Consider the following 16,317-nt stretch of genomic DNA (forward strand, 5'->3'; position numbering starts at 1 on the left):
GTTAGAAGAGGTTCTTCGGGCGCACCACGATGGTGTGCACCTTCCACCGGTAGTGCTGCCAGTCCGTACCAACCTGGGTTTGCAGATCGAAGGTCCTCCCCTTGACCGAGCCACCAAAGTTCTCACCCACCGTGACGTAAGGCGACGGATAGGTGTAGCCGAGGTCCTTCTTCCCCTCGTGGGAGAGCAGGTACACCCGGATCTCGCACACCTGGTTCCGGATGTCCTCGGCGGACTTGCCGCTGAGATCCGTGAGGTGATCGTTGACGGTGCCGGTCCCCGAGAGGGAGGCGTCCACGCCGTAGACCACCTGGAGATCTGCCACGCAGTCGAGCAGCGGAATCTGGGTGAAGCTGCCGGTGGCGTGGTTCAACACCCCCTTGTAGAGGATCCCGGTGTGCGGTGCACACTCCGCGGGCATCCCGGAGGCAGGGGTCATCACGTAGAAGTCGGCCCGGTTGAAGGGGGCACTGGGGTCGACCCGGTCCACCCCGTACACCTCGTAGGAGTCGCCGTCCAGGTGGTTCGTGGTCAGGGTGGTGAAGTTTGCGAAGGTGGTGGAAAAGGTGCCGGCGCTGGTCAATAGCTGCCGGGCGGGCGGAACCGAGGTCAGCGAGTTTTTCACCACGACGACCCGGTCGTCGCTTGCGAAGTTGCGGCTGCTGTCGGTCCACTGCAGGGTGGCCTTGCGCGTGCCGTTGGCATAGGCGACGTTGGTCCACTTCCTGGCCGCGGTGCTGGTCCCCACCAGCATGCTCTTGATCACCAGGTACTTGGAGCCCTGACCGTCGCTCCCCACGTTGAAGGCGGTGTTGGCGCTCTGCACCGCACGCGGCGCACTGGAGGGGGCGTCGTTGAACGAGGTGACCCAGTTGGTCGCGGAGCCCGGCGGGGTCGTCGCGGGCCAGAAGCCGGCCGCGGGGTAATCGCCCGTGGCGATCTGCGCCTCCTTGTAGCCGGCGCCGATCCCGGTCACCGTCCAGGGGAGGCCGAACCCGGCCTGCTTCAGGTCCGAGCGCAGGACCTCGAGCCCCACGATTCCCTCCTGGAGCGTCTCGGCCGACTTGGACTGCTGGACCGTGTGCTTGGCGATCGACTCGAACGAGCTGGCGGTGATCATCATGATGGTCAGGAAAATCCCCATCGCCACCAGCACCTCGACCAGGGTAAAGCCCCGGTTGTTTCGCAGATACATCGTCGTTTCCTTGTCTTGATCGTGCTCTGCCCGGCAAGCCGGACGGTTCCGGCGCAAACGCCGGGTGCGGCCCGGGGTCAGGAGGGCGCCACGGACACCGTCGCAGTCACCCGGTTCTGGTACTCGACCTGCTTGAAGGTCCACTTGACCGTCACGATAAGCAACTTGGTGAGGTTGTCCGCGGAATACTTGTCGCCGGTGCGCTCCACGGTGTAGCGGGTCCCGCCCCCACGGACCCCACTCCCCACGGTAAACGGCGTGTAGGGAGAGGAATAGGGATCGAACGTGGCGTCGAAACGCTTCCCCCTTAATTCGTTCAGGTACTTCTCGCCGAGGAAGACCGCTTCCTCGCGCTGCTGGTTGCGCAGGTTGTGCTCCAGGGCGATGCCGATGGCCTGGAGCAGTCCCACCAACCCGACCATCATGATCACCAGGGCCACCATCACCTCGGTCAAGGTAAAGCCGGCCTTATTTTTGAGTGATGGCGGACACGTCACAAGTGGTCCCCCCCCTTTTGCCTAGTTTGATGCGGGCGGTCGAGACGACGATGCTGTCGACCGACCCGGTAGTTATGCCGAGGCTGCCGTCCGGGTCGACACACAGCGGCAGGTCGGTGTCCCCGGTGTAAAGCCCCGAGGCATCGAAGGTCACCGTGAGGGAGCTCCCCCCGCCCCCCCACTTGAACGGGTACTTGAAGGGCTTCTTGGTGCTGGCCGGCTGGATCCCGCTGCCGGTCTCGGTCGAGGAGTAGATGGCAAAGGTGGAGCCGGAGAAGATCACGCTGCGCGCCCTCTTGGTGAACAGGGCATCCGCGCGGACCGACATGAGGTCGCTGTAGGTCTGCCCGGCCTGGCTCTCGACCCAGTTCTTCTTCTGCATGCTGTTCCAGTTGGCCGTGGCGATCGACAACAGGATGCCGATGATCACGATCACAATCAGGACTTCCACCAGGGTGAAGCCGTTGCGAGCCATGTCAGTGCTCCTGGATGTGCAGGATCTTCTTCACCGGCTTGTTGCTCGAGCTGCTGATGATCGGCGGCGCGTCTGAGGGTGGCTTCCCGGTAAGCGGCTGGGCCATCCTGCGGAAGAGCTTGTCGGTAAAGGCCGTGGCCAGGTCGACCTCCTTGAACTCGCCGGTGGAGAGCTGGATGAGCGCCTTGCCGGTAAGCGCCTTCGAGGGGGGGGCGTCGCCGGTGTCGTACTTCACCCCCCACAAAAACGAGTTGCCGCCGTACCCGCAGGCGTCCATCGTGGGCTCGAAGGTGGTGAAGTAGACCGTGCCGTTCACCAGTGCCACGGTATCGGTTACCAGTCGCTCGGCCCCGGTGGTCGTAGTGTTGGCGTCCAGGTCGATGCGCCAGCCCGGGTCGCCCGAAGAGAGCGTCGAGATAGAGCTGGTCTGGTTCACCAGAGAGCCGCTCACCGGGTCGGTGCAGCTTGCCTGGTGGTTCATGTAGTTGCCGATGTTCCCCTTGTTGTAGCAGGGCTCCTTCACCCCGAAGAGCATCCGGGAGCCGCTGTAGTCGTCCAGGGCGATCGAGTCGCGGAAGTAGTAGCGGCCGGTGCCGCCGTAGAGCCAGAGGTTGCGGTTCTTCTTGTCCTGCAGCTTCGCGATGGCGACGGTCACCGGGCCGACCCCGTCCATGACCTGGCTCCAGTGCCAGGCGTTGGCCACGTTGGCATCGGTCGGGTCGCTCACCGGGTCGATCAGGATGCGCCCCAGCCCGCCGTCGGTCCAGGAGTTCCCCGAGGCGCTCTTCTTCACGTACCCCGCGTAGACCGCGTCGTCCTGGTAGTTGCCGGTGACGGTGGGGTCCCAGCGGTCGGTGTCGATGGCCGAACCGATCAGGGAGCCGGAGAAGGCGTTCTGGATCCCGGTTTCGATGGTGGTGACGAGCGCGCCGGTGCGCAGGTCGACCACGAAGAACTTGAGGCTCTGGCTGGAGCGCCCCAGGAACTGGTGCGAGACGGTGTCGATGGGGCCGGTGGGGCCCGAACCGAAGATGGCGAACCACCTGCCGTTTTTCTGGGACGCGCCCAGGCGCACGATGGCCGGCCCGCTGGTGGCAAAGCCCAGGTCCGGGTTGCTGAATTCCCACAGGAGCTTGGGGCTTCCCGGGTCGGTCACGTCGAGCGCGAAGTAGGACGAGTAGCCGAGCGCCTTGCTGGCATCGGCAGGGTCGGCGGTCGGGGCCGTCACCTTGTTGGTGCCGGTGCTTGCCGCGGAGGCCCCCCCCAGCCCCATGCCGCCGATCACGATGGTGCGCCAGGTGTTCAGGGTGGGGTCCAGGTCACCGGCCGCGGTGGTCACCTTGAGCGAGATCGGCTTGTCGCAGGTCCAGTAGTCGTCCTTGGTGCACCCCGAGATGTCGCCGATGGCGGCGTCCACCAAGAGCGTCCGGCCGTCCACGGCGTAGAGGTGCTGGTAGGCCGGGTCCTGGGAGTACTTGAGGTACGGGAGGAACTGCTTCGGGATGAAAGCCCACTCCTCGCGCCCCAGGTTGGTCCCCCCCAGGGTCGCCTTGGTGAGCCCCGAGGACTTCACCGAGAGGATCCCCAGGTTGAAGGCGTGCAGCATGCCGTCGTTCGCCCCCACGTAGACCATGCCGCGGTTTTGGTACTGGTTCGACTCGACGAAGTAGCGGTAGGACTGGTCGTTGTAGCCGCCGGGCGCCGTCAGGTTGTAGGTGCCAAGCCGCACCGTGGACTGCACGCGCGGCGTCGAGGTGATGATGTCACCCAGCTTCCAGACGCCGAGCCCCTTGTCGCGGGGGTTCGTCACGTACGCCGAGGTCGGGTCGGTGCTCACGGTAGCCGCAGGGATGGAGCCGATCTGCACGGTCCGGCTGCGCATGGTGCTGTCGCCGGGGAAGTCGAAGCCGTGCACGTACTTCATGATCTTCTGCGCCTCGGAGTTGCTGGAGGCCTGCAGGTAGGGTTGCAGCACGCTCGAGTTGTCCGGGCTGCTCCAGGAGAACTTCATTAGCCCGGTACCCGAGACGGCGCTGCCCCCCGAAAGGGCCGGGGTGTAGATGGTGCGCGGGCTGAGACTCAGGTCCCGGCTCCAGAGGAGCTTCCCGGCGCGCCAGAGGCTCTTCACCTGGTCCGGGTCCACCAGGCCGCCGATGGCGGTGTCGCCGGAGCCGTCACCGTTGGAGTCCTTGAAGAGCTGTACCATGGTCCGGTTCGAGGCGGTGTCGAAGGTAAAGCGGACCACGTTGTCGTTCACCAGGTTCAGCTTGTAGTCGCCGTCGCTGTCCTCGCGGATCGTCGAGTTGTTGATGTAAGGATCGATGTAGTACCAGAGGTTCTGCATCTCCCCGATCCAGTTGGCGGCGGTCTGGTTGTCGAAGATCTTCTTGGGATAGAAGACCGCCTGCATGATGTTGGCGCCGCTCCCCTCGCTGTTGCTGAGGATCGAGGCGGCGGTGCCGGATGCCGCCTTGGCGGCGACGTCGGTGAACACCGAGGTGAGGGCCGCCTTCAAGTCCTCGGGCCTGCTGGCCAGTTTCAGCGAGGTGCCGCCGCTCGCTGCGGTCTTGGTGAGCAGGGTGAGCGAGTTGCAGTCGCCCGAGGCGCCGTTGGCCTCGCCGTTGAAGACCACGTAGCTCGTGAAAGAGTCGCGGGCGTTACTGGGGGACGCGGTCGAGGCGCTGCCGCTCGTGTTGAAGGTGGCGATGTTGCGGTTCTTGGCGATCCAGGACATGATCGGCAGGTTGTTGTTGCCGCCGTAGTCCGCGCTCGAGCCGCTGGAGGCACCGGTGCAGCTTACCTGGGTGATGCCGGCCTGCCCCGCGTAGAGCGTGGCCAGGGCGCCTACCGAGGCGTTGCGGTCCGCCGTGGAGGAACCGTCGCTGATCAACAGCGTGTAGTTTTGCTGGCAGCGGTACTCCGAGGGGTTCAGGTTCTCGTTGAAGTCGATCGGCGGCGAGCTCACCCCGGTGAAGTCGGTACTCGAGGTGGAGTACGCGTTGAGACGCAGGTCGGTGCGGCTCTTGCCGGCGTTGGCACCGCTGGCGATCTGGGCATAGTAGCCGATGGCATTGTAGTAGGCCTCGGCGAGCGGGGTCCAGGTGTTGGCGACCACGTCGTCGATGGCGCGGGTCAAGGTGCCGGCAGTATGGGCGCCCACGTCGTTGGCGATGCAGGCCTGGTTCGAGCCGCTGCAGTTGCTCACCGTGGTGCAGTCCGTCGTCCCCTTGGTGCCGCAGTAGTTGTTGAGGCAGGTCCCCACGCTGCAGTCGCTGTCGGTCAGGCAGGCGGTGCCGGTCATGGTGGCGCAGACGCCGAGACCTATGGGGTAGATCACCTTGCCGCCGTCCAGGTTGCCGGTGCCGGCGTCCACGCAGTTTTTGTTGCTGCAGTCGGCGTTAACGGTGCAGACCTGGCTGGTGCCGCTGCAGACCTTGGTGGTAAGCGCAGTCGCCAGGCCGGAGAGGCTCTTCTCGGTGGCCGAGCCGAACTGGTTGAAGCTCATGGCCCCCAGCCGGATCTGGTTGCCGAACTGCTGCACCAGCCCGGCGGGTGCGGTCGCGGTGGCAAGCTTTACCCGCATCTTGCCGATGGGGGGACCCACCTGGGCCTCGACCCCTACCCCGCTGATGATGGCGGGGAGGTTATCCGCCACGGTGGTGTCGGACGGGGCGTCGGTCGGGTCGGTGACGTTGGGGGTGGACATGTCGTTGCAGAACTGGGTGTGGGTCGCGATCATGTTGGCCGTGGTCGCGCTGGAACTGAGGACCCAGGCACCCGAGGAGTTCTGGGTGTAGTACTGCCCTTCGTAGGTGGCGCCGCACAAAAGTGCCGGGTTCCCCGGGCCGATGGCCTGCGGTCCCCCCTGGCAGGTGTTGCCCGAACCGCAGTTGGCGTCGGTAGTACAGGTCTGCAGGTGGTTGTTGGAGCAGGTCTTGAAGCTCCCGTAGACGTCGGAGCACTGGTTGGTAACCGTGTTGATGTCGTCGGTGCCGATGGCGTGCCCGTTTCTCAGCTGCCAGCAGGCCTGCATCGACTGCTGGAAGGAGACCTTGGTCTTCACCACGGCCGCGGACGCCGGGAGCACGCAGGGGCCGGTGTAGTTGGCCACGCAGCTGCCGTAGTCGGGGGCCAGCGTGGTACAGGGGCCGTAATCGGTGGTGCTGGATGCCGTATAGCCGTTGCAGGCCGCCGTGTAGGTCTTCCCCTTGTAGGTGTAGCTACAGGGAGCGCTGCAGGTGGTGGGCACCTTGCCGGAGATGGCGTTCGGCAGGGTCGGCGACCAGGTGCCGCAGGTACCGGCAACCGCAGCGGTGGTTATCTTGCAGCTGGTGGTATCGGTGGCGCCGGTGCAGCTGAGGCTGTTTTTCAGGGAACAGATGTTCTGCGCGGCCGGTTTGCAGGTGGTGGTATCGGTGAGGCCGGTGCAGGCAAGCGAGGTGTTCAGGCTGCACAGAAAGCTCACCTGGGTCTTGGCGCTGTTGTAGACGCAGTCGGTGGAGGTCGTGCAACTCTGCGTGTTGAGCTGTTGACAGTAGCCGGTGCTGGGCGAGGCGGACGCAAGGCAGGCGGCGACCGTCTGCTTGATGTCGGCGTTGCCGCCGGTCGCCAGGGCATTGACTGCCGCCTGGCAGTCGGCGTAGCGGTAGGCGTTGCCGGCAAAGAGGTTGATATAGGTGGTTCCGCCGGTCGAAGGGGCCGAGGCGTTCAGCGTGTTGCTCGGCCCTGAAATGGTAAAGGTGACCCCGAGCGGAACGTTGTCGTCGTTGGTGGCGTCCCCCGAGAAGTTCACGAAGTCGCCGGACATGGCGTTCTTCACGTACCCCTGCCCCACGCAGCCGCGCGATTCGGCAATAATCCCGGCACCGTCCCACTTGCCCCCGGTCAGGATCTTCTTTTCGATGTCGAGCTTCGAGGCGGTGAGCCAGTTCAGGTAGTTCCCCTTGGCGGCGAAGTGGGTGAGCGTGCCGCTGGCGGCAACGTACTGCACGCACATGGCATTGGGGAGGGTCTTCACCGTCTCGCCGGTTGCCCCCGGGCAGCCGGTGGCAAAGTCGGCCAGCACCGCGAAGTCACCTTCGGAGAAGTTGGTGGCGCCGGAACGGTAGTAGTAATAGGTGGCGGGATCGAAGTAGCCGGTGTAGGTATTGGCGCTGCTGTAGGTCTCGTCGTAGCAGTAGTAGGGCTGCCGGTCGAACACCGAGCACTTGTCCCCGGTCGTGGTGCAGTCAGCATCGTACTGGCAGGTTTTCGTCGTCTCGATGGCGCAGTGTTTGAGCCCCTTGTCCACGAAGGAAAGGTCGTACATACTGGCCGAGTTGTCGATCATCAAGAGCAGGTTGGGCTTGATGCTCGCCGTGATGAACGCCGGCGTCACGCAGTAGTCGTTACCCGGATCGGCTGAGGCAGTAAGGGGTAGCCCCCAGAGGACCAGGGCGAGCAGGAAACCGTAGCGCCTGTTTCTGACCGTGTGCCTGTTCAAGAAAGTATCCCCCTTCGTTAGGTACCCGAGCGGAATCTGGCCTGCCCCTTCTCAGGGAAAACGCATCAGGAATTCCGCATCCAGTCGTAGTACTTTATCCACGCATTTATAGTGAAATGGAGCTGAAGAGCACTACTACGGTGCACGAGCACTAGTTACAGAATCTTTACAAACTCTTGCGCAGCATTAACACTGCCTCGTTACTGACGCTGCATTGATTGATCCGCCATTTCGCGGGACAAGATATCACAAAGGAATGCGGAAAATCCATGCCTTTGTCCTTTGGAGGGGGGTAAAACAGTAGGTATTTTGGAAGGATGCACATTTTTTTACATCTAATTCAGCAATTAGAGCAGCTGTGATAAGCATATCCCTGATAGCCATTTTACTCGATACTATAATCCTTCAATTTATAGAGCAAGGCGCGGTGGCTGATCTCCAGCAGTTTCGCGGCATGGGTGCGATTGCCCCCGGTCTGGGCCAGGGCACGCCGGATCAGTTCGCGCTCCAGTTGCTCGGCACCCGCCTTTATGGAGAGCGATTCGGGCTGCGGCGGCTGCTGCCTCCTGCGCTCCAACCCGATGCTGCGGCGCACCGCGTCGGGGAGGCTTGCCAGGTCGAGAGCCTCATCGCACAGGACCAGTCCCCGCTCGATGCAGTTCTCCAGTTCCCGGACGTTCCCGGGCCAGGGGTACTGGACCAGGACCCTGAGCAGTTCCGGGGTAGCGACCACCCCCCGCTTGCCCATCCGCTCGCCGTGCTTTTCCAGGAAATGCTCCACCAGAAGCGGTACGTCCTCCAGGCGCTCCCTCAGCGGCGGCACCGTAAGGGAGAAGACGTTCAGCCTGAAGTAGAGGTCTTCACGGAAGCTACCGGCGGCGGCCAGGGCCCCGAGATCCTTGGCCGTGGCCGAGATCACCCGGACGTCGACCTTCTTCGAGGTGCCCCCCCCTACCCTGCGGATCTCCTCGTCCTGCAAGACCCTCAAGAGCTTGACCTGCAAGGGGGCGGGCATCTCGGCGATCTCGTCCAGGAACAGGGTGCCGCCGTCGGCCTCCTCGAAAAGCCCCCGCTTGTCACTGGAGGCGTCGGTGAAGGCCCCCTTCACGTGGCCAAAGAGCTCGCTTTCCAGAAGCTGTTCCGGGATGGCCCCGCAGTTCACCGCGACAAAGGGGGCCTCCTTGCGCGAACCGTGGTAGTGCAGGGCGCGGGCGATCAGTTCCTTGCCGGTTCCCGATTCTCCCAGGATGAGCACCGTCGTCTTGTAATCGGCGAGCTTGCGGATCAGCTGGAACACTTCCGCCATCCGCTCGCTGCGGCTCACGATGTTCCCCAGCGATCCAGCCTCCTGCATTTCTCGCCGCAGCCGCTGGTTCTCTTCCTTGAGCCGCTCGCGCTCCTCGGCTTTCTTGAGCACCAGCGCGATCTCCTCCGCGTTGAACGGTTTCGAGATGTAGTCGTAGGCGCCCAGCTTCATGCAGTCGATGGCGTCGTCCACCGATCCGTAGGCCGACATCATGATGATGGTCGCGCCGATCCCCTGGCTGGCGCACTCCGTTAAAAAGGCACGGCCGTCCATGTTGGGCATCCTGATGTCGCACAGGATGAAGGTGGGGTCGCCGCGGCGCGCCTTCTCCAGTGCCTCCGCACCGTCCGCAGCCGTCTCCACCAGGTACCCCTGCTTTTTCAGCATGACCTGCAGCATGTGGCGCAGGTTCTCCTCGTCGTCCACCACCAGGATCCTGGTTTTCTCGCTCTTGTCCACGCTCATCTTCAGGCACCTTCCTGGTTAGAACTGATCTCTTTTGTACCTGACTGCTGGTGCTCCGAGGGGCGGCGCAGCGGTATGCGGTACACGAAACGGCTCCCCTTGCCGAGGGCGCTCTGCACGGTGATCCTCCCGCCGCAGGATTCGGCGATGCGCGCCACGATGGCGAGCCCCAGCCCGGTCCCCTTCCCCGGCTCCTTGGTGGTGAAGAAGGGATCGAAGACGCGGGAGAGTTGCTCCGGCGGCATCCCCTCGCCGTTGTCGATGACCTCGACCAGCACCTCGTCCCCTTCCTGGCTCCCCTTGAGCCAGAGGTCGCCACCTTTGGGCATGGCATCGCGGGCGTTCATGATCAGGTTGATGAGGACCTGCTGCAGCTGGTGCGGGTCGGCGGCGAAGCACGGGAGTGCCGGGTCCACCTCGACCCGGACCCGGAGCAGCTTCAGGGCCCCCTGCGCCTGCAAAAGTTCCACCGTCTTCTCGATGAGCTCCCTCAGGGCGACCTCTTCCTGGAGCACCCCCTTGGGGCGGGCGTAGTCCAGAAGGCCGCGCACGATGCGGTCGATGCGGCGCGATTCGTCGGCAATGCGGCGCAGGTAATCCGCCTTTTCCGTGTCCTCCGCCAGTTCCTCGGAGAGGATCCCGGTATACCCCATGATGGCGGCAAGCGGCGTGCCGATCTCGTGCGCCATGCCGGCAGCCAGGAGCCCCACCGAGGCCATCTTCTCCGAGCGGATGGTTTCGTTGCGCGCCTCCAGGATCTCCTGGTTGGCCCGGTTCAGGGAGGCGACCTTCTCTTCCACCTCCTCGCGCTTGCGTCCCAGCGCCAGCACCATGGTGTTGTAGGCGTGGCAGAGTTCGGCGACCTCGCTGCTTCCCGGCACGTGCACCAGCCCGCTCAAGTCACCGGCCTCGATGCGGCGGGTCATGGCGACCAGGCGTCGGATCGGGGTCACCACCGAGCGCGACAACAGGAAGGAGCCCAACAAGAGCAGCAGCAAAAAGTCGAGTACGAAGTACCAGAGCATGAGCCGGCGCGAAGCCTTGAGCCGCCCCTGCTCGGCTGCCAGCGACACCGTCAGGCGCGCGGCGCCGATGACCGTACCGTTTTCGGTGACGGGGGCATTGAAGCGGAGGAACAGGCCATCCGGCGAGAGCTGGGAGCTCTCGTGTGCCGCACGCAGCGTGGCGACCAGCGGGGCATCAGGCTCCCCCTGGTCGGATATCTTCACCACGGCCCGCCCGGAGCTGTCCACCACGGTAAGCCCGCCGAAGCTCTTGTCGCTATCGAGCAGTGCCAGGTACTTCCCCGCCGGAGTGGCCGGACCAGGCAGGCCGAGCGGGCGCGGCAGCAGTTCGACGATGGCAGCGAGTTGCAGTTTGCCGGCATCGCGCTTCAGGGCGATGAGATCGTTCTCCGAGGTCTTGAACCAGATAAGGGAAAGCAACAGCCAGGTGAGCACCAAAAGGCAGCTCAAGGCGGAGAGGATATAGAAGGTGAGGCTGAAGCGAAGGGTCAATTGATCCTCAAGTACCAGTTGACGATCTCACTGCCGAAGAAGATGAACAGCAGGGCACCGCTGGCCAGGAAGGGGCCGAAGGGGATTGCCAGGGTGGAATCCTTCTTCTTAACCAGCATCAGCGAGAGGCCTATCACGGAGCCCAAGAGGGAACCGGCAAAGACGATGAAGAGGACCCCTTTCCACCCCAGAAAGGCTCCCAGCATCGCCAAGAGCTTGATGTCGCCGCCCCCCATGCCGTCTTTCTTGGCGATGGCCTGGTAGCCGTAGGCCACCAGCAGCAGCGAACCGCCGCCGACCAGGATGCCGATGAGCGAATTGAGCCAGCCGAAACCGGTGATGAACGAGCAGGCAAAACCGACCACGATGCCGGGAAGCGAGATGACGTCGGGAATGATCTGGTGTTCGAGGTCGATGAAGGTGATCACCACCAGCGCCGAGCAGAGCAGGAAGAGGACCAGGAACCCGATGCTCAACCCGAACTTGAGGAAAAGGGCCAGGGTGAGCGCACCGTTCAAAAGCTCCACCAGCGGGTACTGAAGCGAGATAGGGTCTCCGCATTGCCGGCACTTGCCGCGCAGGAGGAGGTAGCTCAGGATCGGGATGTTGTCGTACCAGCGGATCTTGTAGTCGCAGTTCTGGCAGTGCGAGGGGGGGAAAACCACGGACTCCCCCTTGGGAAGGCGATAGATGCAGACGTTCAGAAAGGAGCCGACCACCGCGCCGAAAACAAAGGTGATGACACTAAAAACGAAAACAGGAGCAATCAAAGAAGACCTCGCAAACAGGCATAGGGTGCCGGCGAAACGGTGCAGGATCGCGGGCTGAAGCGCATTATACAGAAAGCACCAATCATTTCATAGGAATAATGACAGAAACGGGTAGGAGCGATAAGTCAACCAAGGGTTCCTGTAAGTGCCCAAGCGTCCCCCCCTCCCGCAAGGGGCGGGGGAGAAATCGTTGTCCCTGTTCCGACCTCACAAAAGGGGATGGGGATTCAAGGTTCTTGATCACCTTCAGGAAAAACCGGATAGCTTTCCTCCGAATAAAAAGACCGCCGTCTCCTCTTCGGAAACGGCGGCCTCTCTCATCCTGCATCTATCACGCGTTACCAGCTACTTCAGTCGCTGGATCTTCACCAGGTTCTCTTCCAGAAGGCGCTTCTTGTTGGTGAAGTCGGCAATCTTCTCGCGTTCCTTCTCGACCACCTCGGCAGGCGCGCGGTCGATGAAGCTCGGGTTCTCCAGCTTCTTGGAGAGGAACTCGATGTCCTTGTCGATCTTGGCGATCTCCTTGTTGAGGCGCTTCTCCTCTTCCTCGACGTTCACCAGCCCCTTGAGCGGCACGATGATCTCGACGTCACCGGCCACCTGCAGGGAGGCCTCGGCGGGACGCTCGATCCCCTGACCGATGGCGAGGTCGGAGAGGCGCGCGAGGCTCATCACGTACACCTCGTTGCGTTTCAAAAGTGCCAGGCTCTCGGCCGAGCCGCAGTCCAGGATGGCGGCGATCTGCTTGCTCGGTGCCACCTCCATCTCGCCGCGGATGTTACGGATCCCCTTGATGACGTCCATCACCAGTTCCATTTCGGCGGCGGCGCCGGCAAACTCGGCCCAGGCGGCGCGCGGCGTCGGGAACTCGGCGACCATGATGGAGTCCGCCCGGCCCGGAAGCGCCGGCAGAGCCTGCCAGATCTCCTCGGTGATGAACGGCATGAACGGGTGCAACAGGCGCAGGAGGTTTTCCAGCACCAGCCAGAGCACGTACTTGGCACTCGCCTGGCGGTCGGCATCACCCTTGTAGAGGTCGTCCTTGGCAAGCTCGATGTACCAGTCGCAGAACTCGCTCCAGGTGAAGCGGTACAGGTCGCTCGCCGCCTCGTTGAACTTGTAGGAGGTAAGCCCCTCCTCAACGGTGCGGGCCACCTCGTTCAGGCGGAAGAGAATCCAGCGGTCCGCGTTGGAGAGTTTCAGCTGCGAGAGCTCGATGCCGGCGGGATCGAACCCTTCCAGGTTCATCATGGCAAAGCGCGAGGCGTTCCAGATCTTGTTGGCGAAGTTACGGTAGCCGGCGATGCGCTCCTCGGCAAGCTTCACGTCGCGCCCCTGCGCCGCGAAGGCTGCCAGGGTGAAACGGAAGGCATCGGTGCCGTAGGCGTCGATCACGGTCAGGGGATCGATCACGTTCCCCTTGGACTTCGACATCTTCTGCCCCTGGGCGTCGCGCACCAGGGCGTGGATGTAGACGTCGGTGAAGGGAACCTCGTCCATGAAGTGCAGCCCCATCATCATCATGCGGGCCACCCAGAAAAAGAGGATGTCGAAGCCGGTGATGAGGCACGAGGTCGGGTAGAAGGCTGCCAGCTCCGGGGTCTTCTCCGGCCACCCCAGGGTCGAGAAGGGCCAGAGGGCCGAGGAGAACCAGGTGTCCAGCACGTCGGTTTCCTGGCGGATCTCGTCGGAGCCGCACCCCGCGCAGGTGCTCGGATCTTCCTTGGCGACGGTGATGTGACCGCAGTGGTCGCAGTACCACGCCGGGATCCGGTGCCCCCACCAGATCTGGCGCGAGATGCACCAGTCGCGGATGTTCTCCATCCAGTCGTAGTAGGTATTCTCCCACTGCGCCGGGACGATCTTGGTCTTGCCGTCCTTCACCGCGGCCAGGGCGCGCTCAGCGAGGGGGCCCACCTTCACGTACCACTGCAGCGACATGTACGGTTCGACCACGGTCTTGCAGCGATAGCAACCGCCTACCGACAGGGCATGATCCTGGATCTTTTCCAACAGGTCCTGGGCCTCGAGGTCCGCCACCACCTGCTTGCGGGCGGCGAAACGGTCCATCCCTTCGTACTGCTTGCCGGCGGCGTTCACCACGCCGGACTCGTCGAAGACGTTGATGCGGTCCAGGTTGTGCCTGACCCCCATCTCGAAGTCGTTGAAGTCGTGGGCCGGGGTGATCTTCACCACGCCGGTGCCGAACTCCATGTCGACGTAATCGTCGGCGATGACCGGGATCTCGCGGTTCACCAGGGGGAGCAGCACCTTCTTGCCCACCAGGTGGCTGTAGCGCTCGTCAGCGGGGTTCACCGCCACCGCGGTATCGCCCAGCATGGTCTCCGGACGGGTGGTCGCCACGACCAGGTACTCGTCGGTCCCCACGACCGGATAGCGCAGGTGCCAGAGGTTCCCCGCCTTGTCCTCGTGCTCGACCTCGATGTCCGAGAGCGCGGTGTGGCAGCGCGGGCACCAGTTGATGAGCCGGTTGTCGCGGTAGATGAGCTTCTCGTCGTAGAGGCGCACGAACACCTCGCGCACGGCCTTGGAGAGCCCGGCGTCCATGGTGAAGCGCTCGCGCTCCCAGTCGCAGGAGGCGCCCAGCCGCTTCAGCTGGCCGATGATCTGCCCCCCCGATTCACCCTTCCACTGCCAGACCCGCTCGATGAAGGCCTCGCGCCCCAGTTCGAAGCGGTCCTTCCCTTCGGCAGCCAGCTGGCGCTCCACCACGTTCTGGGTGGCTATCCCGGCGTGGTCGGTGCCCGGCATCCAGAGCACGTTGTAGCCGCTCATCCGTTTCCAGCGCACCAGGATGTCCTGCAGGGTGTTGTTGAGCGCGTGCCCCATGTGCAGCACACCGGTGATATTGGGGGGCGGGATGACGATACTGTACGAGGGTTTCTCGCTGGGGACGCTGGCATGAAAATACCCTTCGCGCTCCCACACCTGGTACCAACGATCTTCCACGCTCTTCGGCTCGTAGACCTTTTCCAGCTCTTTGTTTGCCATCTGCCTTACCTCTTTTTGAATAGCCGGATCGACCTGGGCACCGTTTCGTCATCCGCGTCGGAGTTACCGGCGGGGTGCGGGCGAATGAATCGTTCGCGCCTACGGGTGGGTCAGGTTGAGTCGGCTTAGTTATCTTGTTTAGGGCGTTCCTCCCTCCCCCCTGGCGGGGAGGGGGAGAGCTGGGACCTGTCGGCAACGCCTCACACGCCACCATAAAAAAAGGGGATCGGAAAATCCCCTTGTGAGACGGGTGCCGCGGGACCGGCGGGGTTACTCCTTGATACCGGCCTTGAGCTTTCTGATCTCTTCCTTGATGATCACCTCGGCCAAATCCGGCACCACCTCCCAGACGATGCGCTCGATGACCTCGCGGGAGACCTTGGAGAGCGCCGCCACCAGGTCGGCCTCGCTCAGGGTCGCCGGACCTGCTGCCGGTGCCGCCTGGGCTGCGGGAGCCGGCACGGGCTCGCAAACCGCCGCAGCCACAAATTCGGGTTGGGGCTCGGGGGGAGCTGCCTGGGGAGCCACCGTTTCAACCGGGGCGGAAACGGCCTCGGTAGGCGCGGTAACCTCCGGTTCGAAGGAGAACGGCTCTTCTGCCGGGAAGTTGAAGGGATCGGGTTGGGCTGCGCTGGGCGCCGGTTGGTCGAGATCCCCGAGACTGAAGAGCTGCTCCGGCGAAGGCTGTTCCATCGGGGTGACGACGCTGTCGAGGTCGAGCGCGGGGCCGGTTTCCAGGACGTCCTCGTCATCTTCGAAGCTGAAGAGCTCGGCCTCGAACTGCGGCTCGACAACCCCTACCTGCACGGGCTCCGCGGGGGCTGCGGCCGGGGTGGGAATCTCCTCGAGGTCGAAGGCACCCCAGAGATCGTCGTCCGGCGTCGCCTCCAGCACCGCCTCGAAGGCGGCAGCCGGCGCGGCAGCAGGAGCGGCCGCTGCTGCGGCAGGAGGAGCCTGGGGAGCTGCTGCGACCGGTTCCGGTGCGACAGGTGCCGCGAAGAAGGCTTCCGCCTCGGAAATCGGCTGGGAAGCCGCGGCCGGGGCAGCGGGTGCCGATACATCGAGGGAGGAGAGATCCCCCCAGAGTTCCTCGGCGGCGGCCGCGTCAACCGCAGCTGCGGCGGGTGCGGCCGCGGCGGGGGCCGCAACCGGGGCACTCGGCCGGTTCTTGCCCAGCTCCAGGAGCTCCTTGACCCGGTCGATGAGCTGCTGGGACTCGAACGGTTTGGTGATGGAGGAGTCGGCGCCGCACTCGCGGGCCTTGGCCTCGTCGAACGGCTCGAAAGCGCCGATCAAGAGGAGGACGGGCGTACCGGCCAGCGCCGGGTCGCGCCGGATCTCGGCACAGACCTCGTAGCCGGACTTGCCGGGCATCAGGGCGTCGACCAGCATGACGTCCGGACGCATCTCGCGTGCCTTTTCCAGGGCCGCGATGCCGTTGTCCACGACGGTCAGCTCGAACAACTCCTCATTGGCAAAGATGATCGCCACGACCTTTTGTATGGTGATGCTGTCATCTGCCAGGAGCAGTCTATTGCCCATCTATCCCTCCTCCGCGTGAATCTTCGTTTTCTGGCCTGTTTAGAGACGAAAATGGT

General features: G+C 63.7%; 9 protein-coding genes. All 9 read right to left on the minus strand.

The features are described 5' to 3' along the window. Nucleotide 1: 1 nt before the first annotated feature. Nucleotides 2-1,195, minus strand: coding sequence for a PilW family protein (locus tag H7688_RS02140; RefSeq protein ID WP_183359375.1), 1,194 nt, complete (start codon nucleotides 1,193-1,195; stop codon nucleotides 2-4). 77 nt (nucleotides 1,196-1,272) lie between these two features. Continuing rightward, nucleotides 1,273-1,692, minus strand: a complete 420-nt coding sequence (locus H7688_RS02145; protein ID WP_281379383.1) for a type IV pilus modification PilV family protein — start codon at nucleotides 1,690-1,692, stop codon at nucleotides 1,273-1,275. Beyond that, entirely contained in the window at nucleotides 1,664-2,167 is a 504-nt protein-coding gene (locus H7688_RS02150; protein WP_183359377.1) for a prepilin-type N-terminal cleavage/methylation domain-containing protein, read from the minus strand. Before H7688_RS02150 ends, H7688_RS02145 begins: the two co-directional genes overlap by 29 nt. 1 nt (nucleotide 2,168) lies before the next feature. Further along, the gene (locus H7688_RS02155) at nucleotides 2,169-7,649 is read right to left on the minus strand and encodes a pilus assembly protein (RefSeq protein WP_183359378.1); all 5,481 of its coding nucleotides are present in this window, start codon (nucleotides 7,647-7,649) and stop codon (nucleotides 2,169-2,171) included. Nucleotides 7,650-8,034: 385 nt separating this feature from the next. Then, nucleotides 8,035-9,420, minus strand: coding sequence for a sigma-54-dependent transcriptional regulator (locus H7688_RS02160; protein WP_183359379.1), 1,386 nt, complete (start codon nucleotides 9,418-9,420; stop codon nucleotides 8,035-8,037). Between the two features lie 2 nt (nucleotides 9,421-9,422). Further along, nucleotides 9,423-10,937 (minus strand): sensor histidine kinase, encoded by a 1,515-nt coding sequence (locus H7688_RS02165; protein ID WP_183359380.1) that lies wholly within the window; start codon nucleotides 10,935-10,937, stop codon nucleotides 9,423-9,425. Beyond that, nucleotides 10,934-11,707 carry a prepilin peptidase gene (locus H7688_RS02170; protein ID WP_281379384.1) on the minus strand — a complete coding sequence of 258 codons (774 nt, stop codon included), beginning with the start codon at nucleotides 11,705-11,707 and terminating at the stop codon, nucleotides 10,934-10,936. Before H7688_RS02170 ends, H7688_RS02165 begins: the two co-directional genes overlap by 4 nt. 345 nt (nucleotides 11,708-12,052) lie before the next feature. Continuing rightward, on the minus strand, nucleotides 12,053-14,719 hold the full coding sequence (locus H7688_RS02175) for a valine--tRNA ligase (protein WP_183359381.1): 2,667 nt from the start codon (nucleotides 14,717-14,719) through the stop codon (nucleotides 12,053-12,055). A gap of 270 nt (nucleotides 14,720-14,989) precedes the next feature. Next, on the minus strand, nucleotides 14,990-16,261 hold the full coding sequence (locus tag H7688_RS02180) for a response regulator (RefSeq protein WP_183359382.1): 1,272 nt from the start codon (nucleotides 16,259-16,261) through the stop codon (nucleotides 14,990-14,992). Between the last annotated feature and the right edge of the window lie 56 nt (nucleotides 16,262-16,317).

The sequence above is a fragment of the Geomonas limicola genome, from assembly GCF_014193675.1.
Taxonomy (GTDB): domain Bacteria; phylum Desulfobacterota; class Desulfuromonadia; order Geobacterales; family Geobacteraceae; genus Geomonas; species Geomonas limicola.